Source organism: Roseovarius sp. MMSF_3281 (assembly GCF_030733685.1).
Lineage (GTDB): Bacteria > Pseudomonadota > Alphaproteobacteria > Rhodobacterales > Rhodobacteraceae > Roseovarius.
This window is the reverse complement of record NZ_JASHIM010000002.1, coordinates 417,484-442,559: the sequence shown is the minus strand read 5'-3', so window position 1 is coordinate 442,559 and position 25,076 is coordinate 417,484. Positions and strand designations below refer to the sequence as shown.

Annotated in this window: 24 protein-coding genes; 10 read left to right on the top strand and 14 right to left on the bottom strand. The window is 62.7% G+C overall.

The window, feature by feature from the left end; all coding sequences use genetic code 11:
• Positions 1-34 precede the first annotated feature (34 nt).
• Entirely contained in the window at positions 35-763 is a 729-nt protein-coding gene (locus tag RBB32_RS04815; protein ID WP_306151545.1) for a hypothetical protein, read from the bottom strand.
• 138 nt (positions 764-901) lie between these two features.
• On the opposite strand from RBB32_RS04815, the gene RBB32_RS04810 reads away from it, so the two are divergent.
• Together RBB32_RS04810 and aroC are read left to right on the top strand one after the other, a co-directional pair.
• Positions 902-2,140: an MFS transporter gene (locus tag RBB32_RS04810; protein WP_306151544.1), complete on the top strand. Its 1,239-nt coding sequence runs from the start codon at positions 902-904 to the stop codon at positions 2,138-2,140.
• Positions 2,141-2,188: 48 nt separating this feature from the next.
• Positions 2,189-3,292, top strand: coding sequence for a chorismate synthase (aroC, locus tag RBB32_RS04805; protein ID WP_306151543.1), 1,104 nt, complete (start codon positions 2,189-2,191; stop codon positions 3,290-3,292).
• 138 nt (positions 3,293-3,430) lie between these two features.
• On the opposite strand, the gene RBB32_RS04800 is transcribed toward aroC, so the two are convergent.
• Together RBB32_RS04800 and dapB are read right to left on the bottom strand one after the other, a co-directional pair.
• Positions 3,431-3,784 (bottom strand): dihydrodipicolinate reductase, encoded by a 354-nt coding sequence (locus tag RBB32_RS04800; protein WP_306151542.1) that lies wholly within the window; start codon positions 3,782-3,784, stop codon positions 3,431-3,433.
• 54 nt (positions 3,785-3,838) lie between these two features.
• On the bottom strand, positions 3,839-4,657 hold the full coding sequence (gene dapB, locus RBB32_RS04795; RefSeq protein ID WP_306151541.1) for a 4-hydroxy-tetrahydrodipicolinate reductase: 819 nt from the start codon (positions 4,655-4,657) through the stop codon (positions 3,839-3,841).
• A 129-nt stretch (positions 4,658-4,786) separates the two neighbouring features.
• Here dapB and rbfA point away from each other — a divergent pair, with 129 nt between their 5' ends.
• The 4 genes from rbfA to RBB32_RS04775 all read left to right on the top strand — a co-directional run bounded on the left by rbfA (position 4,787) and on the right by RBB32_RS04775 (position 7,454).
• Positions 4,787-5,182, top strand: coding sequence for a 30S ribosome-binding factor RbfA (gene rbfA / locus RBB32_RS04790; RefSeq protein ID WP_306151540.1), 396 nt, complete (start codon positions 4,787-4,789; stop codon positions 5,180-5,182).
• Positions 5,169-5,921, top strand: coding sequence for a phosphodiester glycosidase family protein (locus RBB32_RS04785; RefSeq protein ID WP_306151539.1), 753 nt, complete (start codon positions 5,169-5,171; stop codon positions 5,919-5,921). Before rbfA ends, RBB32_RS04785 begins: the two co-directional genes overlap by 14 nt.
• Before the next feature lie 76 nt (positions 5,922-5,997).
• On the top strand, positions 5,998-6,903 hold the full coding sequence (gene truB / locus RBB32_RS04780) for a tRNA pseudouridine(55) synthase TruB (protein WP_306151538.1): 906 nt from the start codon (positions 5,998-6,000) through the stop codon (positions 6,901-6,903).
• Entirely contained in the window at positions 6,900-7,454 is a 555-nt protein-coding gene (locus tag RBB32_RS04775) for a DUF1643 domain-containing protein (RefSeq protein WP_306151537.1), read from the top strand. Before truB ends, RBB32_RS04775 begins: the two co-directional genes overlap by 4 nt.
• Before the next feature lie 167 nt (positions 7,455-7,621).
• Here RBB32_RS04775 and RBB32_RS04770 read toward each other — a convergent pair whose 3' ends face one another.
• Positions 7,622-8,653, bottom strand: coding sequence for a YeiH family protein (locus tag RBB32_RS04770; protein ID WP_306151536.1), 1,032 nt, complete (start codon positions 8,651-8,653; stop codon positions 7,622-7,624).
• Positions 8,654-8,748: 95 nt separating this feature from the next.
• Between RBB32_RS04770 and RBB32_RS04765 the strand changes: the two genes are divergently transcribed.
• Positions 8,749-9,636 (top strand): LysR family transcriptional regulator, encoded by an 888-nt coding sequence (locus tag RBB32_RS04765; protein WP_306151535.1) that lies wholly within the window; start codon positions 8,749-8,751, stop codon positions 9,634-9,636.
• Positions 9,637-9,674: 38 nt separating this feature from the next.
• Here RBB32_RS04765 and RBB32_RS04760 read toward each other — a convergent pair whose 3' ends face one another.
• The 8 genes from RBB32_RS04760 to RBB32_RS04725 all read right to left on the bottom strand — a co-directional run bounded on the left by RBB32_RS04760 (position 9,675) and on the right by RBB32_RS04725 (position 18,800).
• Positions 9,675-11,159 carry a class I adenylate-forming enzyme family protein gene (locus RBB32_RS04760; RefSeq protein ID WP_306151534.1) on the bottom strand — a complete coding sequence of 495 codons (1,485 nt, stop codon included), beginning with the start codon at positions 11,157-11,159 and terminating at the stop codon, positions 9,675-9,677.
• Entirely contained in the window at positions 11,156-11,902 is a 747-nt protein-coding gene (locus tag RBB32_RS04755) for a CoA-transferase subunit beta (RefSeq protein ID WP_306151533.1), read from the bottom strand. Before RBB32_RS04755 ends, RBB32_RS04760 begins: the two co-directional genes overlap by 4 nt.
• Positions 11,899-12,726: a CoA transferase subunit A gene (locus RBB32_RS04750; RefSeq protein WP_306151532.1), complete on the bottom strand. Its 828-nt coding sequence runs from the start codon at positions 12,724-12,726 to the stop codon at positions 11,899-11,901. Before RBB32_RS04750 ends, RBB32_RS04755 begins: the two co-directional genes overlap by 4 nt.
• On the bottom strand, positions 12,723-13,499 hold the full coding sequence (locus RBB32_RS04745) for an enoyl-CoA hydratase/isomerase family protein (protein WP_306151531.1): 777 nt from the start codon (positions 13,497-13,499) through the stop codon (positions 12,723-12,725). The genes RBB32_RS04750 and RBB32_RS04745 overlap by 4 nt, the downstream gene beginning before the upstream one ends.
• Positions 13,496-14,659: a CaiB/BaiF CoA-transferase family protein gene (locus tag RBB32_RS04740; protein ID WP_306151530.1), complete on the bottom strand. Its 1,164-nt coding sequence runs from the start codon at positions 14,657-14,659 to the stop codon at positions 13,496-13,498. Before RBB32_RS04740 ends, RBB32_RS04745 begins: the two co-directional genes overlap by 4 nt.
• Complete coding sequence (locus tag RBB32_RS04735) at positions 14,656-15,471, bottom strand: IclR family transcriptional regulator (protein ID WP_306151529.1); 816 nt, start codon at positions 15,469-15,471, stop codon at positions 14,656-14,658. The genes RBB32_RS04740 and RBB32_RS04735 overlap by 4 nt, the downstream gene beginning before the upstream one ends.
• Entirely contained in the window at positions 15,468-17,681 is a 2,214-nt protein-coding gene (locus RBB32_RS04730; RefSeq protein ID WP_306151528.1) for a TRAP transporter fused permease subunit, read from the bottom strand. The genes RBB32_RS04735 and RBB32_RS04730 overlap by 4 nt, the downstream gene beginning before the upstream one ends.
• Before the next feature lie 117 nt (positions 17,682-17,798).
• Complete coding sequence (locus RBB32_RS04725) at positions 17,799-18,800, bottom strand: TAXI family TRAP transporter solute-binding subunit (RefSeq protein WP_306151527.1); 1,002 nt, start codon at positions 18,798-18,800, stop codon at positions 17,799-17,801.
• A 309-nt stretch (positions 18,801-19,109) separates the two neighbouring features.
• Between RBB32_RS04725 and RBB32_RS04720 the strand changes: the two genes are divergently transcribed.
• The 3 genes from RBB32_RS04720 to RBB32_RS04710 all read left to right on the top strand — a co-directional run bounded on the left by RBB32_RS04720 (position 19,110) and on the right by RBB32_RS04710 (position 22,626).
• On the top strand, positions 19,110-19,295 hold the full coding sequence (locus RBB32_RS04720; protein ID WP_306151526.1) for an NUDIX hydrolase: 186 nt from the start codon (positions 19,110-19,112) through the stop codon (positions 19,293-19,295).
• A 273-nt stretch (positions 19,296-19,568) separates the two neighbouring features.
• A complete protein-coding gene (locus RBB32_RS04715; protein WP_306151525.1) occupies positions 19,569-21,701 on the top strand; it encodes a TonB-dependent receptor domain-containing protein in 2,133 nt (710 codons plus the stop codon).
• 187 nt (positions 21,702-21,888) lie between these two features.
• On the top strand, positions 21,889-22,626 hold the full coding sequence (locus RBB32_RS04710; protein ID WP_306151524.1) for a HugZ family protein: 738 nt from the start codon (positions 21,889-21,891) through the stop codon (positions 22,624-22,626).
• A 121-nt stretch (positions 22,627-22,747) separates the two neighbouring features.
• Here the strand turns inward: RBB32_RS04710 and RBB32_RS04705 are convergent, their stop codons facing one another.
• Together RBB32_RS04705 and RBB32_RS04700 are read right to left on the bottom strand one after the other, a co-directional pair.
• Complete coding sequence (locus RBB32_RS04705; RefSeq protein ID WP_306151523.1) at positions 22,748-23,758, bottom strand: TRAP transporter substrate-binding protein; 1,011 nt, start codon at positions 23,756-23,758, stop codon at positions 22,748-22,750.
• Between the two features lie 25 nt (positions 23,759-23,783).
• On the bottom strand, positions 23,784-25,076 hold the full coding sequence (locus tag RBB32_RS04700) for a TRAP transporter large permease (RefSeq protein WP_306151522.1): 1,293 nt from the start codon (positions 25,074-25,076) through the stop codon (positions 23,784-23,786).

Here is a 25,076-nt window from a genome sequence, read left to right as displayed (position 1 = left end):
AGCGCACCGAATATCGTTAGGGAAGAACCCGCGCTCAGATCCTGTATCCCAACGCGCGAACGTCATCCGCCAACCCTTCGCTCAGCCGCGCTTGATCCTCGGGCGACAACTCCTGCTGCCAGCGGCCTGACCGGCCCGATTGGATATGCCGATCCGCCAGATGCGTGTCGCTGTCCTCGCGCAACGTGCGGCGGCTGTTTCGGATCGTCTTGATCCCCGCGCCTTTGCCCTCGGCCACGGCCTGCGCGATCCTGGCATGGGCACGCTGGCTGGTCGCCCCGCAAATCGCGGCCACCCGGCCCGCGTCCAATTCAACGCCCAGCGCCCCGGCGATCCGCGAAACATGGGCAGGCGTATCCGCCACCAAATCCTCGTACCTGATCGCCATGCCCCCCGTTGCCGCCAAGGTTTGACGATGAAACCGCACATAGTGGCGCATGTTCGCCATCGACAACTCCAGCGGATGATCGTGCAACCGCATCAGCGACACACAACAATCCCGCGGGTCACGATAGTTGCAGAAACTCACCGCCTCGGCGCCCAGGGCCTTGATGCGCTGCGTGTCTTCCGCCGTCCACTGATGGCAATGGAAAACAACGGAACGCCCGGCATGGCCGCGCTCCATCACCTCGCGCAGCATGTCACCGGGGCTGGCCGGGGGATTCAGGCTTTCAACCTCGCCCTGCCCCTCCAGAATCCGGCGAATGATCGCATTGACCAAAACCGTGCCACTGCGCGGGATCCCTGCGTTGATAATAATCATCCCTGCCCCTCGAAGACTGTCGCCCAAGCCTATCGCCGCAGACCTTCAAGAACCACCATTGATATCGCCGATCACAAACCCTGAATTGACGACCCCCCGAAAATTCCTAAAGTCGCACCAGCGAACCAAGGACAGATCATGCAGAAATCCACCCCCCTCTTCACGCCCGTCCTGATCGCGGGCTGTGTGATCATGCTGATCTCCTTCGCGATCCGCGCTTCCTTCGGGGTGTTCCAGATCCCGATCGCCGAAGAGTTCGGCTGGCTCCGGACCGAGTTTTCGCTTGCCATCGCCATCCAGAACCTCGCATGGGGCATCGGCCAACCCATATTCGGCGCCATTGCCGAACGCATCGGCGACCGCAAGGCCATTATCATTGGCGCCCTCACCTATGCCGCCGGGCTGGTGCTGTCGTCCTTCGCGGTCTCGCCCGAGGCGCATCAATTCTATGAAATCCTCGTCGGCTTCGGCATCGCGGGCACCGGCTTTGGCGTGATCCTTGCCGTGGTCGGCCGCGCCAGCAGCGATGAAAACCGCTCCATGAGCCTTGCCATCGCCACCGCCGCAGGCTCGGCCGGTCAGGTCTTCGGCCCCCCCGTGGCCGAGGCGCTCTTGGGCGTCATGAGCTGGCAAATGGTCTTCGTCGCCTTCGCCGCCACGGTGCTGGCCAGCCTGATCTTCCTGCCGCTGATGCGCGCGCCCGAGCCCGCCTCCAAGGCCGAACTGGAAGAGAGCATGGGCCAAATCCTCGGCAAGGCCTTCCGCGACCCGTCCTATACGCTCATCTTCCTCGGCTTCTTCTCCTGCGGCTATCAACTGGGCTTCATCACCGCGCATTTTCCCGCCTTCGTGACCGAGATGTGCGGCCCCATCGCCGCGGGCGGGGTGCTGCACAACATCGGCATCACCACCACCTCCGCCCTTGGGGCCATTGCCATCGCCGTGATCGGCCTTGCCAACGTCGCAGGCACCTTGACGGCGGGTTGGCTTGGCAACCGCTATTCCAAGAAATACCTGCTGGCAGGCATCTATGCCGGGCGCACCATCATTGCCGCCGCCTTCATCATGGTGCCGATGACCCCGGCCACGGTCCTTCTTTTCTCGGCCAGCATGGGGGCGCTTTGGCTGGCCACCGTGCCGCTGACCTCGGGCCTTATCGCGCATCTCTACGGGCTGCGCTACATGGGCACGCTCTATGGCATCGTCTTCTTCAGCCACCAGTTGGGCAGCTTCATGGGCGTCTGGCTGGGCGGGCGCATGTATGACCTGACGGGCGGCTACACCATGGTCTGGTGGATCGGCGTCGGCGTCGGCGCCTTCTCGGCCCTCGTTCACCTGCCCGTGCGCGAGACCCGCCTGATCCCCAAAACCACTTGAGGCCACGCCACCACCCCGCTATCTCACGGGGGCAAAGGAGCCCGCGCCATGAGCCTCAACACATTCGGACATCTCTTTCGCGTCACCACATGGGGCGAAAGCCACGGCCCCGCCCTGGGCGCCACCGTCGATGGCTGCCCGCCGGGCATTCCGGTGGACGAGGCGTTCATCCAGCAATGGCTCGACAAACGCCGCCCCGGTCAGAACAAGAACACCACGCAGCGCAATGAACCCGACGCGGTGCAAATCCTCTCGGGCGTGTTCGACGGGCAGACAACCGGCACCTCGATCCAGCTGATGATCGAAAACACCGACCAACGCTCCCGCGACTATGGCGAGATTGCCCAGACCTTCCGCCCCGGCCACGCCGATATCACCTATCACCAGAAATACGGCCTGCGCGACTATCGCGGCGGCGGGCGCAGCTCGGCCCGCGAAACAGCGGCCCGCGTGGCGGCGGGCGGGATCGCCCGTGCGGCGCTACGCGAACTGGTGCCGGGGCTTGAGATCAAGGGCTACATGACCCGCATGGGCGACATGACGATCGACCGCGACAACATCGACTGGGCCGCGATCGACAGCAATGATTTCTGGCTCCCCGATGCGAAAGCCGCGCCGGAGTGGGAGGCTTACCTGCAAAAACTCCGCAAGAACAAAAATTCCGTCGGCGCCGAAATCGAAGTAGTCGCGCGTGGCGCCCCCGTAGGCCTTGGCGCGCCGGTTTACGGCAAACTCGACACCGACCTTGCCGCCGCCATGATGTCGATCAACGCGGTGAAGGGCGTGGAAATCGGCGAAGGGATGGCGGCCGCCCGCCTGACAGGCACCGCAAACGCCGATGAGATTTTCATGGGCGAGAACGGCCCCGAATATTCCTCGAACCATTCGGGCGGCATCCTGGGCGGCATCTCAACCGGGCAAGACGTGGTGGTGCGCTTCGCCGTCAAACCCACCTCTTCGATCCTGACACCCCGCCGCTCTATCCGCATGGACGGCACGCCCACCGAGGTCGTCACCAAGGGCCGCCACGACCCCTGCGTCGGCATCCGCGCCGTGCCCGTGGGCGAGGCGATGATGGCCTGCGTCCTGCTTGATCACCTCATGCTCCACCGCGCCCAAGTCGGCGAAGGGCCAAGGGGCAAGATCGGGTGATCACCGAAGGCTGCGCAGCGTCCCGCCCCGAACCTCTGCCGCTTCGCGCTGACGGGTGCTGCCATCGCAAAACGTACAAAAATCACGTACAAAGCGTACAAATTGTACAACTTTCACCACGAGCGCCCTTGGCCGGAATTACCGAAGTTGCAAATCTGCGAACTGCCCCGTTCCCCGGTCCGATATGAACCGCAACGTGCGCCCCTGAACCTTCACGGCCTGGCAATTCGGCCCAAGGTCGGTCTGGCCCCAATATAAATCCCGGCAAAAGTACCCCGATTGCCAGCGCCACGCGCCGGTTACATCCCGGCCAAAGGCGCGTCCCTCGATCCGGCCATCGCGTGTGACATCCAGCTTGATACCGAACCGGGTCAGTTTCCGACCATCTACAAGCGACAAAAACGCAGATTTTTCCGAGACTTGGTTAAATCCTTCGGCCCCAACCGGGGTGGCCAAGCCAAGCGCCAAGGCCAATGTCACAACATATCTCATGGGTCGTGTTCCTGTGGCAATACATCACGGATACGCCCCCAAGCCTGATTTGGATCAGTTTTCGCTCAACCCCAGCACGTCCAGCATATCGTATTCCCCGGGTCCGCGCCCTTGCCCCCAAAGCGCGGCTTTCAGGGCACCACGGGCAAAAACCGCCCGATCACTGGCCACATGCCGCAGGGTAATCCGCTCGCCCGCGGCGGCAAACAGCACATCATGTTCCCCCACGATGTCCCCGCCCCGAACAGCGTGAAAGCCGATATGCCCCCTCTCTCGCTTGCCCGTGATCCCGTCGCGTCCACGGTCTGACACGGCCTCAAGGTCCACGCCCCGCCCCTCGGCGGCGGCCTCGCCCAGCATCAGGGCAGTGCCAGAAGGCGCATCGACTTTCTGGTTGTGGTGATACTCAAGCACCTCGATATCAAAGTCTTCGTCCAATGCGGCAGCGACCTTTTTCGTCAATTGTACCAACAGGTTAACCCCAAGGCTCATGTTCCCTGCACGGATCACGACCGCATGCCGCGCGGCGGCCTTGACCTTGGCAAGGTCGTCCTCGGTCATGCCCGTGGTGCCGATGACATGCACGCAGCGCGCCTGCGCCGCGATCCCTGCAAAGCCCACCGTGGCGGCGGGGGCGGTAAAGTCGATCACGGCATGTGCCTTGGCGAAAGCCTCCAACGCGTCGTCGGTGACGGTAACCCCCAAAGCGGCCCCGCCCATGGCCTCGCCCACATCGCGACCGATCCAGTCGTGGCCCTTGCGCTCCAAGGCCCCGATCAACTTGGCCCGGCCACTTTCAACAATGGTGCGGACCAACATCTGGCCCATCCGCCCCGAGGCGCCCGTTACCACAATGCCCGGCAAGTCTGTCATCGCGTTTGTCTCCCGTTCCGATTTGGCCTTGCATAGCGCGCGCGGCCCCGATTGGCAAAGCCGCTTTCATGGGCGGACCCCTGCCGATCATCGCTTGGCAAATCAGGCCCGAGTGATTAGATGCGAGGCATGGCAAAGAACAAGTTTCACGATGGCCCCGGCCCCTCCCAACGGCAACTCCGCGTCGGCGAGTTGATCCGCCGGACCCTGTCCGAGGTGCTGATGCGCGGCGATATCCACGATACCGATCTCAACCGCATGTCGGTCACCGTGGGCGAGGTCCGGATCTCCCCCGACCTCAAGATCGCCACGGCCTATGTCATGCCCCTTGGCGGCGAAGGTCAGGACGATTTGATCGAACTGCTTGCCCGCAACAAGGGTGAGCTACGTCGCCTTATCGGTAAAAAACTTGAACTGAAATACGCCCCCGACCTGCGATTTCGCCTCGACGGCACCTTCGACCAGATGGATGAAACCCGCCGCCTGTTTTCCCAAGAAAAAGTTCGCCGGGATGTCGAGGGCTAAGCGCCTCGCTGCGCTGGCGCTTGCCCTTGTGGGGTTGGCAAGCCCCGCGTTGGCCGTGGATTGCGGTGTGCTTGAACACGCCGGTGCGCGATACACGATTTGCAAGGTCGATGCGACGCGCGAGACCATCCGCTTGTTCCTCAACGACCCGGAAACCGGCAAACCCCTGGGAAGCTTCGATAATGTCGCGGCCTTGACCGAAAGACACGGTGAAACTCTCGCCTTTGCGATGAACGCGGGCATGTACCATCAAGACCGTTCGCCCGTTGGCCATTACCTTGAAAAGGGCAACGAGCGCCGGGGCGTTATCACCTCCGAGGGGCCGGGCAATTTTGGCCTTCTGCCCAATGGGGTGTTCTGCGTATCCGACAAAAGCGCGCGGGTCTATGAAACCAACAGCTATCTCGCCAAGGCCCCTGCCTGTGCCTATGCCACCCAGTCCGGCCCGATGCTGGTGATCGACGGCGCGCTTCATCCGCGGTTTCTCAAAGACAGCGACAGCCGCTATATCCGAAATGGCGTGGGCACATCCGCAGACGGCAAAACCGTGTATTTCGCCATTTCTGAAAGCGCGGTGAATTTTCATGACTTCGGCACGCTTTTCCGCGATACCCTCAAGGTGCCGCAGGCGCTTTACTTCGATGGCAATATCTCGCGGCTTTATGTCCCCGGCCAGAACCGCCATGACATGGGCTTTCCCATGGGGCCGATCGTGGGCGTGACGAAACCCACCGAATGACCCCCACAGCCTGAATTGACAGCGCCCGAACCTTGGGCTACCCCGCCGCCTTCATCTTGGGCAAAGGGCAGGCACCATGGCACGCAAACGCAAAGGGCGCGATATTTCCGGCTGGCTGATTGTCGACAAGCCCGCCGGCATGACCTCGACCTCGGTGGTCAACAAGGTCCGCTGGGCGCTTCAGGCCAAGAAGGCCGGCCATGCAGGCACGCTGGACCCCGAGGCGACAGGGGTTTTGGCCGTGGCCCTTGGCGAGGCAACCAAGACCGTCCCCTACATCACCGATGCGCTCAAGGCCTATGAATTTACCGTTCGCCTGGGCCAAGCCACCAACACCGATGACGCCGAGGGCGAGGTCACCGCCAAAAGCGACACGCGCCCCGATGACGCCGCGATCAAGGATGCCCTGGGCCGGTTCGTGGGCGAGATCATGCAGGTTCCGCCGAAATATTCGGCCGTGAAAATCGACGGCGAACGCGCCTACAAGCGCGCCCGCGACGGCGAGGAGTTCGAGGTCGAGGCCCGCCCCCTTTGGGTTGAGGAGCTTTTGCTGATCGACCGCCCCGATGCCGATCACGTCACGCTTGAAATGACCTGCGGCAAGGGCGGCTATGTGCGTGCCATCGCCCGCGATCTGGGCGAGGCTTTGGGATGCTACGGCCATGTGCGCGAATTGCGCCGCATCTGGTCCGGTCCGTTCCGGGCCGAGGATGGCCTGACCATCGAACAGATCGACGACATGGCCCATAGCCCCGTATTGGACACCCACCTGCACCCACTGGAAGAAGGCCTTTCCGATCTGCCGCGCGTCACGGCAACCGACCAAGGGCTTGCCAAGTTGAAAAACGGCAATCCCGGCATGGTCGTGGCCCATGACGTGGAGTACGGCGAGGAATGCTGGGCCGTCCATGATGGCCGCGCCGTTGCCGTGGGCCGTTTCAAGGCCGGGGAATTGCACCCCAGCCGGGTGTTCAACCAATGACCGGGGCAGGCACGCATGATCCGGGTGGAAAGGTCCGCCTGAAACTGCCCGAAGGCGTGACAGGCACCGCCACCTTTTCCGACTGCGGCCGCTATCGGCAGGCACTTACCCGCGACTGGACGCCAGCAGGGCAAGCCCCCCGTGCGATCCTGTTCATCGGTATGAACCCCTCGGTTGCCGCGGCCGAGGTTTCCGACCCGACCTGCCACCGTGAACTGATTTTCGCGCAGGATTGGGGCTTTACCCGCTACCTCAAGGGCAATGTGCTGGATTGGCGGGCCACCTCGCCCAAGGATATTCCCGCGGATCCCGATCTGGCCTCTAGCCCCGCGAACATCCCGGCCCTTGTCGAAATGGCGAAAGAGGCCGAGGTCATCGTCATGGCCTATGGCAAGCTGCACAAACGCTTTACCCCCCTGACCAAGGCCGTGATCCAGGCCATGGCCGACACCGACAAACCGCTGCGCTGTCTGGGCCTCAACAAGGACGGGTCAGCCAAACACCCGCTTTACCTGCGCAAGGACACACCATTGATGGATTTCCCGCTGTAACCGGCGCAGGGAAATGGGGTTACATTCAAGGCGATACACGCCCCCTGATAACTCCCAAACCCGGCAGGCAAATGAAAGGGTGCCCTACATGGGTACGATGGGGCATCCAGACCATCACTGTCCGTTCCTCGGGCAGAAGCTCAGCTTACGGACTCATCCAGTATAGCTTATCCCGCCATGGCCCAAAGCGATAAGGCCAACCCCAAGGTCGCGATGAATATCCAGGCCGACGCACCAAGGGCCAGTGGGCGCAGGCCCTTCTGGCGCAAACGCCGCAAGTCGGTTTCCAGCCCCATCGCCGCCAGCGCCGCCGTCAGCATCAACGCCGTAAGCGTAACCATGACGTCGTGCAGCCCCACCGGCAGGCTTACCATGGAATTGACCCCCATAAGCGCGACGAACCCAAGCACGAACCACGGCACGATCGGAAGCTTCGAGCCAGAGGCGCGCTGCCCATTTCCTCGGAATTGCAGAATACCCAGCGACAAGATCAGGGGAGCAAGCAGAATAACCCGAGTCAGCTTGGTCACCGTGCCGACATGGCCGGCCTCTTCCCCCATGGCAAAGGCTGCGCCCACGACCTGGGCCACCTCATGCACCGTCGCGCCCGCCCAGAAACCGTAGGTTTCAGGCGTCAGTTCCAGGACATGCGCCGCCATCGGCCCCAGCAACATGGCACTCGTCCCGAACAACGTAACACAGGCAATGGCATAGGCCACGTCTTCGTCCGACCCGCGTGTAACAGTATTGCAGGCCAGAACCGCGGAAGCGCCGCACACGGACGTCCCGGCGGCAATCAACTGTGCAAGGCGGCTTTCCACACCCAGCGCACGACCAAGCAGGCAGGTGAACGTAAACGTCGCGGCCAGCGTCGCCGTGACAGCGACAACACCCCGCAAGCCCAGGGAAGACACTTCACCGACCGTGACCTGAAGACCCAGCAATACGATCGCCATACGCAAGACCGGCTTGAGGGCAAAGCGGATACCGGGTTGCAGCGACGGCGGGCTGCCCACCGCGACACGCCAACCGATGCCGAGCAACAGTGCAACAACCAGCGGGCTGAGCGCCGCCAGCCCGGTCGCCCTTTGGACAAGTGTGGCGATGGCGGTGATCGCCCCGACAAGCGCCAATCCGGGCAAATACGCGTAAAGGCCTTGAAGCGGAACGGGCAGTGCGCGCTGGCTCAGGGTTTGCATGGTGTTTCTCCTTGGTTCTGCGCCTGCAAACTGCCCGAATTGCATTGTTCGTTAAATTAACTAATATCGAACATATTGATCGATTGGACTGATGATTGACCCTGGACCAGCTCCGTATATTCCTTGAGGTCGCCGAACGCGCCCATGTCACCCGCGCGGCGGATGCGCTGAAAATGACTCAATCCGCCGTGTCGGCCGCCCTGCGCGCGCTCGAAAACCAGCATGGCGTACAGCTTTTCGACCGCGTCGGGCGCGGCATCAGCCTCACCGAAGCTGGCCGCAGATTCGTTCCTGCGGCCAAAAGCGTTCTGCATCAGGCCGAGACCGCGGAACTGATCCTCGATGACCTCTCTGCGCGGCCGCGAGGCCGACTGCGGATCGAGGCCAGCCAGACGGTCGCAACCTATTTCCTGCCGCCGGTCCTGGTGCGGCTCAGGCAGGCACACCCCGATCTTTCCGTGCGGCTGAGCGTGGGCAACACGTCAAGCGTTGCCAGGGCCGTGGCCGACGGCGCAGCCGACCTGGGTTTCGTCGAAGGCGAGGTCGCGCATGGCGACCTTCGTACACGGGTGGTGGCGCGCGACGAACTCGTGCTGGTCATGCGACGCGGACACCCGGCAACCCGGAGCGGGATGTCAGCCCAAACCTATCGCAACCTCGATTGGGTGATGCGAGAGGAAGGGTCCGGCACACGCTCCGAGGTCGAGGTCCACCTTTCCCAGATGGGGCTGAGCCGGGACGACCTGACGGTTCTGCTGGAGATCCCGTCCAACGAAGCTGTCCTCTCCGCCGTGGCGGGCAGCGACTGCGTATCCATGGTGTCGCGACGGGTGGTCGACGCACTGACGGAAGATGGCGCAGTCCATCAGCGTCGCGTGACATGGGCCCCCCGCCCGGAGCGTCCGTTCACCGTGCTGTCGCATCCGGAACGGCATCGCACCCGGGCGGTCGAGGCGCTTCTGGCGCTGATCGATGCGGGCTGACCCGGTAAAAATCGGTCCGGGGCCCTGACCCGCCGCCCTCAGCCGTTGGTCAACTCAGGCTTCGCGCGGTTCGACAGCTCCACCGTCAGCCGCTTGCGGTCAACCTTGCCGACATGGTTTTCCGGCAGGCGGTCCACGCGTTCGATCCCGGCAAGACAATGCGCGCGGCCAAGTTCGTCCCGGATCTTTCGGTTCAAGTCGTCAAGTGCCTCGATCTGGCTCGTGCCTTCCACGAAAGCAAACGGCACTTCCCCGAGATCCGCATGGGGCGCGGGCACCACGCAGGCCGCTCGGATACCCGGGCGCGCAAGAAGGACATCCTCGATGCTTGCGGGGGCCAGGTTTTCACCACCGCGTATGATGATCTCCTTCAACCGCCCGGTCAGGAAGAGGTAGCCATCGGTATCGAGATAGCCAAGGTCCCCCGATCTGACCCACTCCTGCGGATCGAATGGGGGGTGACCGACATAGCCAAGAGCCGTCAAAGGCCCGCGGAAGGCCACTTCGCCACGGCTGCCTGTCGGCAAGGGTGTCTTCCCGTCAGGGTCAAGAATCGCCACCTCGGCCCCCGGAATCGCGCGTCCGACCGACCCGCGCCGCGCGGCGCCCGGCGGGTTGGCCGTGGACGTGCAGGTAAACTCCGTCTGCCCGTAGCTCACCAGCACCGGACATCCAAGATGTGCTTCGATCCGGTCCTGTGTCTCGACCGCCAGCGGCGCCGAACCGCAACGCAGCATTCGCAACCTGTCCGTCGCACCTTGCGGGATCGAGTGATCGAGCAATCTCTGGAACATCGTCGGCACACCGGTGACAACCGTGGGCTTGAGGTCTGCCATGGTTTCCAGCGCCGTTTCGGGTGTGAAGCGCGGCAAAAGGGTAATCCGTGCACCACGCATCAAGGGATAGAGCAACTGGTTCAGAACGCCGTTGGTATGGCTCAAGGGCATCATGTGCAGATAGTGGTCGTCGGCGCCCACCGGCGTTATCTTTGACAAACCGCGCGTATTGGCGGCGATATTTCCACGGCTCAGACGCACCGCTTTGGGGCGCCCGCTGGAGCCCGAAGTGAAGATCAGCAAAGCTTCTTCTTCAGGGCCATAAGTCGGGTGCACTTGGCGATCAGCGGCATCTCCCGGCGAAAGACCCCTCAGAACCCGCAATCCAGCCGCTTCTGCCAGCACCTTCGCCGCCTCCGCGTTGTTGTCATCACAGATCACCCCCGAGAAACCACCGTCTTCCAGCTTGGCCACAACCGATCCATGCGCCTCGCTCCGGCTCAGAACGGTCAGCGGCAGCTTGGCGTAGAGACAAGCAAGAAGGTCCGTGCAGAGATCCACGCTACGATCCTGCAACAACGCGACCCGGTCGCCCGGAACAGGCCCCGAGGCCAGCAAAGCCCCGGCTCGGGCCACAACCCTGTCGTGCAGCGCGGCATAGCCTATCGTCTGCCCGTCCGCGGACAGCGCGGGCGCATTCCCGCGTTGACGCACCTGTGCCTCAAAGGCCGTGACGAAATCATTCATGCGGCCACCTCCGGCATTCGGATCGCGGCATCGGCTTCGAATGTGCCATCAGGATCCAGCGATCTCAGCGCCGCCAATTCCGCCTCGGTAGGTTCAGGGGTTGGCTGGGCCTGCGAGATATCGGTTTCGAAACCGGTCGCCGCGCGGATCTCATCAAGCGTGACGTCCGGGTGGTACGAAGCCACCGCAAGCCGCCCCTCCCTTTTGTCGAAAACACACATCGGGGTGACGACGGATTGCAGGTTGCCCTTCGCCGTCTGGAAAAACAGCTTGTCGACCAGCGTGCGGGTCGAATGTTCCGTCCGCCACGTGGCGGCCCGCTTCAGCGTCGGCATCATGACGGCCGATCCACCGCCCCCCGGCAGGCGCACCTTGGGGGTGTCCCAATCGCCGATGACCGAGTTGTTGGTCGCACCCGTTCCGTCGATCTGGCTCGCTCCGAGGAAACACAGGTCCATGCCGCCGCGCGTGCAAAGATCGTAGAAATCCTCGTTGGCAAAGATTGACCGCGAGCCCGCGGTAAGGGCCGCATCCCCCGACGACAGCGGAACCGGCCCCGCCAGTTCCGCATCGACGCCCCCGGCCACGTTCAGCCAGGTGAAGTTGAAATCATAGGCCCGCTTGGCAACCAGGCAGGCGAGCATCGGCAGGGTGGAATTGACACCGGAAAAGGTCACCTCCGACGGCCGGATCAAACGGGCCAGGTTTATGACGACGTAGGAAAACGGGGTGTAACTGGTCATGCCGGCTCCTCCTGTCTGGCTTCGGGCGCCGCCGCCATGTGCTCCGCGATGGACCCATCGGCGCTTTCTTCGACATATCGGGCGGCAGCTTCGTAGTTGACGTCATAGACCGGGGCGAGCGATCCGGGCCAAGCGCCCTGCGGCACATGTACGGCGGCCGCCGTCATGAACCCGGGCACCAGGGTCAGCTCCGGCCGCTCCGCGAAACTTTCGGGCCTGGCAAGGGTTTCGGCGGTGACCAGAACCTTGCGGGCGGCCCGCGTCATCGCCCGATCCCAATGCGGCGACCCCTCGACGCGGGCATTGCCATCGCGGTCCACGGCATGAGCATGGATAACAGCGAAATCGGGACGTATTGCAGGGATCAGCCAGACCTCTTCGCCGCTACCGTAGGGGTCCGCTATCTTCTTCCAGCCGGAAACCTCGGCGATCTGGCTACCGTGAACGCCACCGACCGGCATGAAGGGCACGCCCGCTCCCGCCGCGCGAAGCCCGGCCGTCAGCGTCATGCAGGCGTGTTCCTCCAGCTTGACAGCGCCACTTTCGATCGCCTTTCGATAGCCCCCGGCAAGCCCGAAGTTGCCTTCCATCGCGACGATCCCGGCACGCACGCGCGAGACACAGCCGGCCCGGCAAAGGATGTCGATATCATAGCCCGGCGATGCCTTGATGATTTCCAGGTCGCGCTTGCCCTGCCGGATCAGCTCCCGGACGAAGGCAAAGGGGCCACGATGCAGGAAACTGCCGCCCAGCCCGATGGACGCACCGTTCGGGATGGCTGCGACCATCTCTTCCAGGGTGGTAAGTTTTTCCGAAGCGGTCATGAGGGAACCTTTCGTTTCGAAGTATCTGTTGAGGGGTCGGTTTTTTGCCGCGCGGCTTTCTGGGCTGCCACGTACCCGGCGATCCGGTCACGCAGACCGGGCCGCGCGGCAGAGGCGACAAACGCGGCCATATCCGCGTCAGGATCGGCCCGGCAGACCGTGGTCGACAGGTGCGCCGCCACGTGCGGATCGAGGTTCAGCACCCCCGCGCTCCATTCCTCCAGCATCTCTTCCGGCGCGACCGGCGTGGCATGCACAAGGCCAAGCTTCAACGCATCCTCCGCAGCGACAGGCCCACCGGCAGAAAGCAAATTCTCAGCGGCATTTTCGCCGATCCGAAGGGAAAGGCGATGCGTGCCGAGGAAAATGCCAAAGCCAAGCCCCGGGAACGCCATACGCCCGCCATCCGACAGGATGCGGTGCTGGCAACAAACCAGGATGTCTGCCCCCGCACCGATCGCCGCCTTCTGCGCCAGGCCGAGCGTCCGGCAGGGCAGCGTCCAAAGCCGCTGCAGCATCAATTCGATCCGCGTCAGCAACCAAAGCATGTCTGCATCCGACCGGCCCTCGATCCCCGCAAGGTCGAGCCCGGCGCAGAACACAGGCCCTGCGCCGGTGATCACCAGGCCACGCGGCTTTTCGGCTTCGACCCGGTCGAACGCCGCATGCAGGCCCTCGACCATGTCGAGCGACAAGGCATTACGGCTGGTCGGCGCGTTCAGCGTCAGGCGCCAGACGGGACCATCGGTGTGCAAAAGCACGGCGTCGGTCATGCCACTTTCTCCGCGTCCAACTCCGCCAGGATCGCGTCACGATCCCCGTCCAGACCCGGCGGGCCGCTGCGAATGGTGAACTCCCGATCCGACATGGAAACCGGTGGGCCGAATGTAGAAATCTCCGCTCCGGAGGGAAGCTCCGTACGCTGGACCCAGCCCTGCGCTTCGACCTGTGGGTCGGCCAGCGCCTCGGGATAGGTATTGATCGGCGCGCAAGGGACCCCTGCCGCGCTGAACCGGGCCAGCCATTCCTCTGCGTCTTCCTTGACGAAACGCTCTTCCAGCAGCGGTTTCAGTTCCGCCTGGTTGGCCGCACGGTCAGAGGTCGTCAGGAACCGCGGGTCGTCTTTCAGTTTCTCCAGCCCGGTGACCGCGCAAACCTGCGCCCAAAGACGGTCATTACCGGCGGCAATGACAAAATGGGTGTCACGCGCCGCATAGGCCTCGTACGGAGAATTACGCGGATGCGCCGCACCCAGTTTTCGCGGAACGTTCCCGGTGCCGAAGTACTCGGATGTCTGCAACGCGGCGATGCCCAGCGAACACCCCAGCATCGAGGCGTCGATATGGGCGCCCTCGCCGCTTTGCCGTGCGGCCATTACCGCCGAAACCACGTTGAACGCGCCATAGAGTCCTGTGGCGAAATCGGCGATCGGCACGCCGCATTTCACCGGCGGTACGCCCTCGTGGCCAGTCACGCTCATGATCCCCGAAATCGCCTGCATGGTTACGTCGAAGGCACCCTGTTTCGCCTTGGGGCCCGTCTGGCCGAAGGCGGAAATCGAGCAATAGACCAGCGCCGGGTTCCAGGCTTTCGCGGTCGCGTAATCCAGCTTGAGGCGCTCCATGACACCGGGCCGCGAATTCTCGATCACCACGTCGGCGCGCGTCATCAACGCGCGGGCCGTTTCATAGTCGCGCTGATCCTTCAGATCGAGGGCAATCGATTTCTTGTTGCGGTTCAACGACGCGAAGTTTTCCGAGTACCCGTCGGTAATCGGCGGCCATGCCCGCATGGCATCGCCGGTGGGGGGTTCGATCTTGATGACCTCCGCGCCCATATCCGCCAGAAGCATTCCGCAGAAGGGTCCAGCCGCGATCTGGCAGATCTCGACGACCCGAACGCCAGCCAGCGGAAGTGAACTCGTATTAGTCATGGATTGTCCTTTCGTCCTTGCAATGCGGCCGATGCGTCTTCGGCCGCCTTCATCACCAGCGGAGCAAGCTCCGCGATCCTGTCGTCGGGCATACGTTCCGCCGGGCCGGCAATGGACAGCCCCATGCGCACACGCCCGTTCCAGCCATGGATCGGCGCGCCGATGGCACGAACCCCACCGCGCCACTCCCCGCGATTGATCGAATGGCCCCGCTCCCGGGTGGTCCTCATCTCGGCGGCAAAAGCGGCATGATCGGTGATCGTCTCCGACCCGAACGCGTCCAGTGTCAGGTTGCTCCAGCGCTCCTCTCCAGCGGGATCAAAGGCCAGTATGGCCTTGCCCGTGGCCACGCAATGCGCCGGGGCCCTATCTCCCACGCGGGTGAAGGTCCGCACCGCTTCCGGACTGTCGAGCCGATGCAGGTACAAGACCTCGTCGCCGTCGATCAGGCCAAGGATGACGGTTTCCCGGCTCTCGTCGCGCAGTCGCTGCATGGCTGGCAGGCAGGGCGAGATGCGATCCGGTTGTTCGGACCGCATCATTGCCACCTCCCATAGCCGCAGGGTCGCGGCATATCGCGAGGTTTCCGCGTCCTGCTCGGCATAGCCCTCTTCCGACAATGTTTGCAGCAACCGGTGGGCCGTGGCCTTGCCAATCCCGGTGACGCTCGACAGTTCGCCAAGGCTCATCGCGCCCTGCATCGACAGCGCTTCTAACAGGTGCAGCCCATTGCGAAGGGTGGAATCGCGTCGCGGCGTCGCATCGCGGGTCGAGGCCGCAGCGGGTTTCGGCGAATTCTTCTTTTCCGTCATGTTTCTATCCTCTGGCCGATTGGGTTTCGCGGGCGCGTGCCCCAAGCCGTAAGAAAGATCAGGACAGCACCCCCGATGTTAGCCCAGAGATGGTAAGGCAAGAAGGCCCCCGCAGCACCGGCCAGAAGCCCGATGTAGGCCCACCACGCCAGCGGCCCTTCGGCATGGCGCTGCAAAAGCGCGGTTACGGCGTAAAGTCCGAAACTGGCAAAAACCGCAACCCGCAGGGCCTCCATCGGCTCCCCCGAGATCAACGGCGTGTAGGCAAACAGCAAGGGCATGACGTAAAGCCCCTTGGCAATCTTCCACGAGGTGATCCCCGTTGCCATCGGCTTCGACCGCGCGATGCCGGCCGCGGTATAGGCCGCAAGGCAGACCGGCGGCGTCACGTTACTGTCCTGGCTCAGCCAGAATATGATCAGGTGCGCGATAAGGAGGAAGGTCGACAACTGGGCCTGATCCACGAGCGACGAGCGCAGCACCGCGGCCACCTCCATGGGCAGGCTGCTCACGACTTCGGCCGCGCGCTCCGGGCCAAGTCCATTGGCCAGATCCGCCTGAAGGGCCGGATCAAAGAGGGCCAGCGCCCCGCCCACGGCCGCATCGTTCACGCCTGTCGCCAGCGCATCGATGACGATCCGGTCGGCCAGAAGCCCCGACAGGGCCGGGGCAAGCAGGATGGCGAGGATGACATAGGCAGCCGTCACCGGCAGGCCCATCCCGAGGATCAAAGAGGCAAGCGCCACCAGCGCAATCGCGATCATCAGCGACCCTTGCGACCACTGGATGATCATCAGGCTGAAGGCCCCGCCGACGCCCGAGGTCGTGATCGCATTGTTCACCAGGCCGATAGCCGCCAACAGCACGGCGGTCATCACCGCGGTCCGCATCCCGAAGATCAGCGCCTGCGCGATGCGCTTCGGCGTCATCTTCGTCGGTGTTGCCCAACTGACAAGCACCAGCACCCCGATGGCAACCGACGCCGCATAGTTCGGCGTACGGCCAGACATCAACAGCCAGATCATGACCCCGAGCGGCAGCACGAAGTTCAACGCTCCGGCCGCCAGTTTCTTGCGGTCGACCGGGCGCGGTTCAGCGGCCGGGATACCCGACCGCAAGACCTCGATCCGCACGAAACAGGCAACCGACAGGAAATAAAGGATGGCGGGCAAAACCGACACCGCAACGATGGTGCTGTAAGGCAGTCCCGTGTAACTCGCCATGACAAACGCCCCTGCCCCCATGATCGGCGGCACCAGTTGCCCCCCGGTCGACGAGGCCGCCTCGACACCGGCAGCAAAGGTCGGCTTGAAGCCGTTGGACGTCATCGCCGGGATCGTGATGACCCCGGTCGAGGCCGTATTGGCCACGGCAGAGCCGCTGATCGTACCGGTAAGCGCCGACGAGATCACGGCGACATAGGCGCCTCCGCCGCGCAGGCGCGAGGCGACAATCCGGCTAAGCTCGATCACGAAATCCGACGCCCCTGAATATATCAGGAACCCACCGAAGATCATGAAAAGCGTGATGTTCGCCGACGAAATCGTGGTAATCCCGCCGAACATGCCTTCGTCATTGTAGAGCGACCGGAACAGCACATCCGACAGCGGCAGGGAGGCGGACCGGAAAACACCCGGCAACCAGGCCCCCAGGAAAAGGATATAGGCCAGGGATATGAGGATCAGCGTCGGAATGATCCAACCGGTCAACCGTCGCGTCAGGTCTATGGCTGCGAATATCACCAGCCCGCCGGCGATCCAGTCGACCGGGCTGAAGATCCAACCCGAGCCGCGCTCTGCCATCGAGTTCACGTATATGCCGTCCTCGGCATAGGCAATCCAGATCGCCGCGGCGAGAATGGCGAACCCGTAGATGACATCGAGCATCAGCGCCCACCGGCTGTTCCGCAGCCGGTGCAGGGGCGCCGTCGACAGGGCCGCGATCAGCCCGAAGCCGCCGAAGTGCAGCGCGTTCTGCCAGATCCCGGATTCGTTGATGAAAAGATTGGTGGCGATATGCCAACACGCGAAGATAATCACCGCCCAGCGTACAGCCTGTTCGGTCCACGGTCCCTGCCCCAACCGCTCGGGATCGAGCCACCGCCAGCGAATGTCGGAGGCGCGCATGGCATCAAAGCCGTCACCGCCTCCGGCGGTCTCGGTTTCCGGAGCGTCGATCGGGGCTTTGTTCGGGTCGTTCGGGGTGGGCATGGTCAACGCTCCTGTCATCCGGTGGCGCGGGGGACACGTGGGCCGTCGGCACCGGCAATCCCGGGCCTGTCGGCATTGCACCGGAGGCGGCGAACCGCCCCCGGCCGCGTCTTGCGATCAGTCCTTCGCTTCCGGCGGAATCAACCGCTCGGGGATCTCGAGACCGACCTCCCGGTAGTAGCGCAGCGCGCCCGGATGCAGCGGCGTCGGCAGCCCGTCAATGGCCGCTTCGACCGACATTGCCTTGGTCGCCGGATGGATCGACTGCAAGAACGGAAGGTTCTCGTAAAGCGCCTTGGTCAGCTTGTAGACATGGTCTTCCGATACGCTGTCGTTCACCGCCAGGAAGTTGGGCTGCGCGATAGTCTCAATCGCCTCGTCCTGTCCCGGATAGCTGTTGGCCGCGATTGTATAGGCCGTCCACAGCTCACGACCGCCATCCATTGCCTCGGCCTCTTCCGGGGTCACGTTCAGGATCGAGATGTCATCGCCGTTCGTGGCCATGATCTGGGTGATTGCGCCCGCCGGCACGCCGGCCGGGATCGACGCAAAGTCGATCTGTCCGTTGGCCATCGCGTCAAGCGTCGGACCGTAACCAGAATAAATCATCTGGAAATCCTCTTCTACGTTCAAGCCAAGCCCTTCCATCAAAAGCGTACCCGATCCAAGGCTGCCCGAGTTGCGTGCGCCCATGCCCGCGCCCACGCCCTTGGCGGCAACGATGTCACCCGCGGTCCCGGTGTCCACCAGGCTGTCACGCAGGATGAAATGCTCTACGTTCTTCCAAAGCATCGACACCGAACGGATATCCTCCATCGGGGAGTTCAGCGGGCCGGTGCCGCGCGCCGCGTAATATCCGAAAAGCCCCTGCAGGATCGAAAAGTCCGCCGTTCCGGACGCCATGGCCTGCAGATTCGCACCCGACCCCGCCGAGTTCACCGCCGTCAGAGAGAAATCCTCCGAGGGCAGCAGCTTGACTTTGCTCAACGTCGAGATGGCGACCCCTACGGGGTGAAATGTGCCGCCGGTGGATGCGGTCGTCAGGACATAGTCCTCGGCTTTCGCCGCACCGGTCATCATCAGCCCTGCCATCATCACAGTACAGATAGTTTTTTTCATCAGGTCCTCCCTTGTTGCGTATGATGAGCGACCTCCTATCGTTCAGCATACATGAATGCTATTCAGCTTAACGAAACATCCAACCGCTGTAAATATGGTTTCTTCCAAGCAGGACCAAAGCCGCCCCTCTGCCCCGCACGTTCACTTGTCGCCTTATGGGCCTCCGGGCGGCTTCACAGCCCCGGCGATTTCCCCGACAAAATAGCTGTCGACCTCTTCATCATCGGCGGATGAGATTGAAAAATTTCGAACCATTGCCCGCTGCACCGGCTGACTCCGACACGGGATTAGACTGCACGCGTCTTTCGTGTGCGTCGCGCCGATCCACTGGATGCCGGTCACCGGAACTTTCCGGGCGGAAAGATCAAGCACGGTAAAACCGCAACCCAGACAGCTCTGCGCGCGTTATCCAAGAAAATCAGCGTAACAGCGGTGGTGTCGCGCGCGCTCAAGGCCGTGAGCGAACTCAATATCCGATTGGCCGGTAACGGTTGAGGTCTCGCACAGGGTCCATCTTGTTTCACCCGGCACGGCGATCTGATCGTCACCGGACTGTCCGCACCGGATCAGCGCTGCAGGTACGCGGCAATCGCGTCAACCTCGACACACGACCCGGCAATAACCTCAATAACGCATTGAACAATTCTGTGAACTCTGCTCTTTTACGCGGGCGAACAGCGTACTCCGAGACAGTGTTGCGGCGAGCCACATGCCGCAAGCGAGCGATCCAGGAAGCTTCGAAATTCCTTATCCTCGCAGGAGACGACCATGTCGCTTAAGTGGCGCATCCCCAGATGCATTCCATGTCTTGCCATCGTTACCGGTGGCTTCGTATCAAATTTCACTCCCCTTTACGCTCAGTCCGGCCCAGACCCGGAGGACGACATACTGGGCACCATCCTGCTCAATAGCGAGAACGAAACCTCGTCCTCCGAAGTGTCTTCGGAGGACTTGAGCCTGCGCTATTCGGGCAACCCGCAAACCGCGCTCGAATCGGTCCCCGGGGCCTTTACACGGCAAAGTTCCAACCAGCCCGGTATCGAGGTGAACATTCGCGGCATGTCCGGCAACGGCCGGGTGAATTCCATGATTGACGGGGTGCCGCAGAACTTCAAGAACACCGCCGGCCACGAAAACTCGGGCGGGAACCTGGTTTATGTACACCCCGAGTTTCTAAGCGCCATCGAAGTGCAGCGTGGCGTGGTGTCGGGCCCGGAGGGGGCCGGTACGCTGATCGGCTCGGCCAACTTCCGAACCCTCTCGCTCGACGACGTGCTGATGCCCGGCAAGACACAGGGCGGCATGGTGCGCCTGAAGTTCGGCGACAATGGCTATAACCACTCTGGCCTCGTGGCATACGGCAAGCGCTTCGACGAGCTTTTCGGCGGAGAAGGCCATGTTGACGTACTTCTGGGCTATGCCGCCTCGGACCAGGGCGATTATTCGACGGGCGACGGTGGCGAGCTGAGCAGCAGCCGCAGCTCGGTGAATGACCCGAAAGGGCGCCTTGCCAAGGTCGAAATCGCGCCGAACGACGCCCACAACCTGAAGTTCGGGGTGCGGACCTACGAAAACACCTTCGCAAACTCCAGTTATACATGGGATGTCGACAACACCACATGGACCGCGGATTACGAATTCGACCCCGGCAACGACTGGGTGAAACTCGAATTCTCGGCCTATTACAACGATACCACGCTTCAGTATCCAGGCGACGGCGGTTCCTATGCCGGGCGGATGACCCAGGAAGAAACCTATGGCCTGTCGCTTACGAACCGCAGCCGGTTGACCCTTGCCAGCGGGGCCGAGTTGCGGCTGAACTACGGCCTCAGCTGGAACCGCGACGATTTCCAGACCCATGCCATGCGGGGCGGCAACCATCCGGGCAAGCTCGACAAGGCCAGCATGTTTGCCGATGCCGAACTTGATTTCGGACGCACCACCCTGTTCGGGGGGCTGCGCTATGACCACTGGCAGATCGATGGCTACCGGCCGCCCTATGCTGCCGGCACGGCAGACTGCCCGGCGGGCGGCCCGTCCTGCGGGGATGAATGGGTCAAGCGCGATGGCGGGAAGTTCCTGCCCAATATCGGCGTCAGTTACGAGGCCACGCCCAACCTGTTGTTGACCGCAAGCTATGCCCATACCTTCCGCCCACCCAGCACCCATGAGGTCTTCTATTCATTGGTGCCCTTCGGCGATGGCGTCGGGACCGGGATCACCAACAACCTGAACCTTGATCCCGAGACCAGCCGCACGTTCGAGCTGAATGCGGCTTACTCCGAACACGGTATCTTCCGCGAGAACGACCGGCTCTGGTTCGAGGTCTCCGCCTATGCCAGCCAGATCGAAAACTATATCATCAACGATCTGGTCTCGATTCCGGGCGATCCCTACGACCGGGCGATGTGGGTCAATGTCGATGGCGATGTCACCATGCGCGGAATCGAAGTCGAAGGCGGCTATGATAACGGGCGGTTCTTCACCAACCTGAGTTTCGCGATCAACGACACCGACGATCAGCCTGCCGGCAACGGCACCGGGATGGGCAACGGCCTGACCTCGTCGCTGCCGGATCATACCGCCACGCTGGACCTGGGCTTTCGCGCGTTCGAAGAGCGGCTGACAGTGGGGACGCAGATCAGGTATGTCGGCGAAACCGCGCAGGTGGCCTTCGACTGGTCGAACTACCCCGACGGCACCTACTCTCGGAAGACCGACAGTTACACGCTTGTCGATCTCTATGGCAGCTATGCGCTGAACGAGCGGGCGGACATCTTCGTAACGGTCGAAAACGTCTTCGACGAGGCATATGGCTACCCCGGCGGCAGTGCTGCGGGATACGAAGAAATGTCGGGGCGCGGGCGCACGATCATCGCGGGGCTGACTGCCCGCTTCTGAAACAGGTGAAAACTCCGGGGCCGACGATCGCCCCGGGGATCCGGTTTCATCGACAACCGCTTCGATAACGCGTTCCGCCTTTGACCCGAGCCATCGGAGAAAGGCGGAACGCGAGCAACGATTGGGTTTCGGGCTGCATTTCGCGAAACGCGTCAGCCAGCGACAAACCCGGGAAAGGAGAACCGCAATGGCAAAGATCGATCTCTTCCGTGACGAGCCGCTGCTACAGGCGGAGGTAGAGCCCTTTGGTCCACGCGACCTTGCCCGCCGCCTGTTGCGCACCTGCCGCAAAATGGCGCTGGCCACGCTCGACCGGCACAGGGGGTTCCCCTACAGCACCCTTACCAACCTGTCGGTCGAGCCTGACGGCACGCCGGTCTTCTATGCCTCACGGCTGAGTCATCATGCGCTCAATCTGCTGGCCGATGCGCGCATATCGGCGACACTGGTACCACAGGAGGGGCCCGACGTGCTGCGTGACCGTAGGCTCACGCTGGTTGGGGAGGTCCGTTTGTTGAAGGGCGAAAGATTTAACCGTGCCGCGGCTCGTTACCGCCGGAAATTCTTTCGCGCCCAACGGTACCTGGAACTGCAGGATACATGCCTGTTCGAGCTGCACGTTTCGGATATCTTTCTGAATGGCGGCCCCGCCCGCTATGCCGATGGTCTGCGCGCGGAAGACCTCAAGGTATCCCTTGCCGGTGCCGATGAACTGGTCCGGCAGGAAGAGACCCTGATCGCACATCTCCAGGAATTTCCCGACAAGATCGCCTCGCTACTCGCGAAGGCAACGGGAACCCGCGGGGCATGGCGCGTGGCGACGATTGACCCCGAAGGCATGGACCTTGCCGCGGAAACCGGGTTCGAACGAATCCTTTTCCCAAGGCGTGTCACGACGCCCGGCGAGCTGCTTCTGCTGGGGTGAACAGGCCGGGTCGTATGGATACCCCGGAAACAAGAAAGGCGGTCCATACGATCAGCAGCGCGAGGCGTCGCCGGAAACGGCATGCCCGGCCGGTGCCCCGGCCAGGCCACAGGGGGCGGTGTTATTGCGACAGGTCGCTGGACATTGCCTCGTTCATGATCTGCGTCGCCTCGTCGACCCATTCCTGGCCGCCGATGTCGTCTGAGAATTCCGGCCAGAGTGCCTGTGCGGCCTCCTGCCATTTCTCTTCGTCTTCGGGCGCGCCGCTGAGGGTCATGCCAAGATCCACGAGTTCTTTCTTCGCGGCCTCGGTCCCTTCGGCAGAGACCTTGCGCTCATACTGTGCGGCCTCTTCACCGGCACGGTTCAGAACGTCCTGAAGATCTTCCGGAAGCCCTTGATAGAACCGTTCGGACACGATGATCGGACCCGACCAGATCAAGTAGTGGATTTCGGTGATGTAGTCCTGCACCTCGTAGAACTTGGATGAAATCGCGGTGGTGTAGGGGTTCTCCTGCCCGTCGATCACACCCTGTTGAAGCGCCGGGAACACCTCGGCCCAGGCCATCGGCACCGGGTCCAGACCCCAGGACTTGAAGGTCTCGATCGCGATGTTGTTCTTCGACACGCGGATTTTGAGCCCCTGCAGGTCATCGAGTGTCTTTACCTCGCGTTCACCGTTGGTAAGAACGCGGAAACCCTTTTCGAAGTAGCCCAGGATACGCACGCCGGCCTCTTGCGGCAGACGCTCGTTCAGTGGCTCTTTAAGGGCATCCATGGCGGCATGCGCCTGATCGGTGGAGGTGAAGGCATAGGGCAGCATCATCACGCCCACGGAAGGCGCCAGCGGCACAAGGTTGCCAGTGTAAAGGATTTCACTTTCGATCGAACCCGTGCGCAATGCCTGTGCGACCTCCTGCTCCGAGCCAAGCTGGTTCGATGGGAAGATCTGTACGTCGATGCGACCGTCGGAATATTCCTCGACCAGTTCTTCGAACTTCACCGCGCCCTTGTGGGTCGGGTTGTTCTCGTTGTCGCCATGCGACAGGCGCATGGTGTAGTCCTGCGCGGCAGCAGCATTCGCGGCAAGCATAAGCGCGAGTGCGGTACCGAGTTTCAGCATGGATGTCATGGGGTCTCCTCCCTCTGGTGGCTGCTCAGTTGATGAATCCCAGCAGACGCGGCAACCAGAGCGTCAGTCCGGGAACGAAGGCGACGAGGATCATCACGGCGATCTCGGCACCCAGGAACGGCAAGCTGGCCTTGCTGACCCGCTCGACAGAGGTGCGCCCGATCTCGGATGCCACGAAAAGGTTCACACCAAGCGGGGGCGTCGAATAACCGATCTCGCAGGCAATCACGAAAATGATGCCGAACTGGATCGGATCGATCCCGACGCTGGTGACCACGGGCAGCAGAAGCGGCGTCAGGATGATGATCTGTGTCAGTGTCTCCATCCACATGCCGATGAACACCAGCAAGAGAAGGATCACGAGGATCAGCGCGACCGGGCTTGACACGGTATCGATCAGGAAACCCGAAACCAGCTGCGGAATCTGCAGGATCGACAGCAGCCGCCCGATGATCCGGCCCGTGACCAGCACCAACATCACCGTGCCGGTGATCCGGGTGGCATAGATCGTCGCGTCGGTAAAGTTGGTGAACGTGATCTCGCGGTAGACAAAGATGCCCACGAAAAGCGCATAAAGCACCGCGACCACCGACGCCTCGGTCACCGTGAAGATGCCGCCGTAGATACCGCCCAGGATCAGCACCGGCGCGAAAAGCGCCCACTTCGCCTCCCATGCCGCGCAACCGATGGTGCGCAGGCTGCGCGTACCGATGGCCTCGGACGAATAGCCCCGCCTTCGGCTGATGACCGCGCTCGTGCCGAACAGCGCCAGCGCCAGCAGCAGGCCGGGGATCACGCCGGCAACGAACAGCGCGCTGATCGAGGTTTCCGAGGTGATGCCGTAGATGATCATCGGGATCGACGGGGGGATGACCACCCCGATACCGCCCGCCGACGAGGTGATCGCCGCGCCGAAACCGCGGCCGTAGCCGTCCTTGATCATCGCAGGGATCATGATCGAACCGATTGCCGCCGTGGTGGCCGGCCCCGAGCCCGAGATCGCGGCAAAAAAGGTACAGGCCACGATGGTCACCGTAGCCAGCCCACCCGGCGCGGGGCCGACGATGGCACGGGAAAAACCGATCAGCCTTTCGGTCAGACCGCCCTTTTCCATCAGCGTGCCCGCGAGAATGAACATCGGCACGGCGATGATCGTGAACTCGTCCACCGCGCTATAAGCGGTCTGCACAAGATAGGACATCGGCAGGCCGACCATGGTCATGGATATGACCGCGGCGAGGCCGATGGAGATGCCCACCGGCACCCCGATCATCAGGAAGACAATGAAAGACAAGGTAAGGGCGAGCGTCGGGTCCAT

Coding starts and splice junctions, on each gene's coding strand:
- RBB32_RS04770 (WP_306151536.1), bottom strand. CDS start 8,653: ATGCAAACCCTGAGCCAGCGCGCACTGCCCGTTCCGCTTCAAGGCCTT.
- RBB32_RS04800 (WP_306151542.1), bottom strand. CDS start 3,784: ATGAGATATGTTGTGACATTGGCCTTGGCGCTTGGCTTGGCCACCCCG.
- RBB32_RS04705 (WP_306151523.1), bottom strand. CDS start 23,758: ATGACATCCATGCTGAAACTCGGTACCGCACTCGCGCTTATGCTTGCC.
- RBB32_RS04740 (WP_306151530.1), bottom strand. CDS start 14,659: ATGACTAATACGAGTTCACTTCCGCTGGCTGGCGTTCGGGTCGTCGAG.
- RBB32_RS04735 (WP_306151529.1), bottom strand. CDS start 15,471: ATGACGGAAAAGAAGAATTCGCCGAAACCCGCTGCGGCCTCGACCCGC.
- RBB32_RS04760 (WP_306151534.1), bottom strand. CDS start 11,159: ATGAATGATTTCGTCACGGCCTTTGAGGCACAGGTGCGTCAACGCGGG.
- RBB32_RS04725 (WP_306151527.1), bottom strand. CDS start 18,800: ATGAAAAAAACTATCTGTACTGTGATGATGGCAGGGCTGATGATGACC.
- RBB32_RS04750 (WP_306151532.1), bottom strand. CDS start 12,726: ATGACCGCTTCGGAAAAACTTACCACCCTGGAAGAGATGGTCGCAGCC.
- RBB32_RS04810 (WP_306151544.1), top strand. CDS start 902: ATGCAGAAATCCACCCCCCTCTTCACGCCCGTCCTGATCGCGGGCTGT.
- dapB (WP_306151541.1), bottom strand. CDS start 4,657: ATGACAGACTTGCCGGGCATTGTGGTAACGGGCGCCTCGGGGCGGATG.
- RBB32_RS04775 (WP_306151537.1), top strand. CDS start 6,900: ATGACCGGGGCAGGCACGCATGATCCGGGTGGAAAGGTCCGCCTGAAA.
- RBB32_RS04785 (WP_306151539.1), top strand. CDS start 5,169: ATGTCGAGGGCTAAGCGCCTCGCTGCGCTGGCGCTTGCCCTTGTGGGG.
- rbfA (WP_306151540.1), top strand. CDS start 4,787: ATGGCAAAGAACAAGTTTCACGATGGCCCCGGCCCCTCCCAACGGCAA.
- RBB32_RS04755 (WP_306151533.1), bottom strand. CDS start 11,902: ATGACCAGTTACACCCCGTTTTCCTACGTCGTCATAAACCTGGCCCGT.
- truB (WP_306151538.1), top strand. CDS start 5,998: ATGGCACGCAAACGCAAAGGGCGCGATATTTCCGGCTGGCTGATTGTC.
- RBB32_RS04710 (WP_306151524.1), top strand. CDS start 21,889: ATGGCAAAGATCGATCTCTTCCGTGACGAGCCGCTGCTACAGGCGGAG.
- RBB32_RS04730 (WP_306151528.1), bottom strand. CDS start 17,681: ATGCCCACCCCGAACGACCCGAACAAAGCCCCGATCGACGCTCCGGAA.
- RBB32_RS04745 (WP_306151531.1), bottom strand. CDS start 13,499: ATGACCGACGCCGTGCTTTTGCACACCGATGGTCCCGTCTGGCGCCTG.
- aroC (WP_306151543.1), top strand. CDS start 2,189: ATGAGCCTCAACACATTCGGACATCTCTTTCGCGTCACCACATGGGGC.
- RBB32_RS04700 (WP_306151522.1), bottom strand. CDS start 25,076: ATGGACCCGACGCTCGCCCTTACCTTGTCTTTCATTGTCTTCCTGATG.
- RBB32_RS04715 (WP_306151525.1), top strand. CDS start 19,569: ATGTCGCTTAAGTGGCGCATCCCCAGATGCATTCCATGTCTTGCCATC.
- RBB32_RS04815 (WP_306151545.1), bottom strand. CDS start 763: ATGATTATTATCAACGCAGGGATCCCGCGCAGTGGCACGGTTTTGGTC.